Below are 2029 nucleotides of genomic sequence, written 5' to 3' on the forward strand. Positions count from 1 at the left end.
CATGCCCGTCACTCCGAGCTATCCCGGCGTGTACATCGAGGAAGTCGCGAGTTCCGTCCGTCCCACGATCGGGGTGGCGACCGGGGTGACCGCCTTCGTGGGGTACGTCCGGACCGGACCCGAGCACCGTGCCGTCCGGGTGAACACCTTCGGCGAGTTCGAACGCCGGTTCGGCGGGGTCGACCGGGACTCCGAACTCAGCCTGGCCGTGCAGCAGTTCTTCCGCAACGGCGGGTCCGCCGCCCTGGTCGTGCGGGTGCCCCGGGCCGATGCCCGGGCCGCCTCGGTGACCCTGCTCGACAAGATCGGCGCCGGGGCGAAGTCCGCGCTGCTGCTGGACGCGGCGAGCACCGGCGCGTGGGGCAGCGGGCTGCTCGTCGACGTCGACCACGACGGTGCCGCCGACGCCAAGTCGTTCAACCTGAGTGTTTCCGACACCGCCACCGGCGACACCGAACGGTTCACCGGCCTGTCCGCCGACCCGGCCAGCGCCGCGTACGCGGTGGCCCTGCTCAACGACCCGGACCGGGGTTCGGCGCTGGTCCGGGCGCGGGGCGGGGCCGCCGGGGCCGGCCGGCCGGTGCCCAGCGGCACGGTCGGCGCGGCGCTCGGCACGCCCACGGTGGACGACGCGAAGAACTACCGGCTGACCGTGCAGCCGGACCGGCCCACCAAACCGGACCCGAACGACCCCACCAAGACCGTGCCGGCGGTCGCCGCGGTGACCGTCACCGTGCTGGAGAAGGGCGAACGGCTGCCGTCCTCCCCCGCCGGGGTGGCCGCGCTGCTGCAACGGAAGGTCAACACCGCGCTCGGCGCCGCCGACGGCGCGGCCGGCCTGCGGGTACGGGTGGTCCCCACCGCCGCCGGTGGGCTGCGCCTGCTCGGCGACGTGGACGCGGTGGTCGCCCCGGCGGCCGTGGACGCCGCCTTCACCGTGGCGGGGGTCGCCCCCGCCGGTGACGTGGCCGACGGCGCGGCCCTGCTGGGTCTGTCCGGTGCCACCACCAACGTGGGCCGGTTCAGTCCGGTGGGCGCCAAGCGGCTCGGTCAGGGCGACCTGGTCACCGGATCCGACGGCACCACCCTGCCCGGCACCGCCGCGCTGATCGGCAGCGAGGCGGCCTACTCCGGCATCTACGCGCTGCTCAAGACCGACCTGTTCAACCTGCTCTGCATCCCCGACGCCACCCGCGCCCGGCCCGGTGACCCCGGGGTCGTCGACACCGGGCTGGACCCGGAGGCGGTCTGGTCGGCCGCCTACGACGTCTGCGAGCGTCGCCGGGCGGTCCTGCTGGTCGACCCGCCGCCCGGGGTGGACGACCCGGACCGCGCGCTGGACTGGATCAACCAGCTCGGGGTCAAGGGGCCCAACGCGGTGGCGCACTTCCCCCGGCTGCGCGTCCCCGACCCCACCGACGGGTTCCGGCCCCGTACCGTCGCCCCCGGCGGCACCCTCGCCGGCCTGTACGCCCGCCAGGACACCGAACGGGGCGTGTGGAAGGCGCCGGCCGGCACCGAGGCGCAGCTGCGCGGGGTGACCAGCCTGGTGTATCCGCTGACCGACGCCGAGAACGGGGTGCTCAACCCGTTGGGGCTCAACTGTCTGCGCACCTTCCCGGTGATCGGCACGGTCAACTGGGGCGCCCGCACCACGGCCGGCGCGGACGTGCAGGCCAGCCAGTGGAAGTACACCCCGGTGCGGCGGCTCGCGCTGTACATCGAGGAGAGCGTCTTCCGGGGCACCCAGTGGGCCGTCTTCGAGCCGAACGACGAGCCGCTCTGGTCGCAGCTACGGCTGAACCTGACGTCGTTCATGCAGGACCTGTTCCGCAAGGGCGCGTTCGCCGGGCGCACGCCGCGCGAGGCGTACCTGGTGCGGTGCGACGCGGAGACCACCACCAGCGACGACCGGGACCGCGGTGTGGTCAACGTGGTCGTCGGGTTCGCCCCGCTCAAACCCGCCGAGTTCGTGATCGTGCGGATCCAGCAGCTCGCCGGCCAGAGTCCGTCCTGAGAGGTGTGAGTC

Annotated in this window: 1 protein-coding gene; it reads left to right on the forward strand. The window is 74.0% G+C overall.

Annotated features, from left to right (window positions below):
* The first annotated feature begins 1 nt into the window (after position 1).
* The gene (locus O7612_RS16485; protein ID WP_282265299.1) at positions 2-2017 is read left to right on the forward strand and encodes a phage tail sheath C-terminal domain-containing protein; all 2016 of its coding nucleotides are present in this window, start codon (positions 2-4) and stop codon (positions 2015-2017) included.
* Positions 2018-2029: the final 12 nt, after the last annotated feature.

Source organism: Micromonospora sp. WMMD987 (genome assembly GCF_029581435.1).
GTDB lineage: Bacteria > Actinomycetota > Actinomycetes > Mycobacteriales > Micromonosporaceae > Micromonospora > Micromonospora rifamycinica.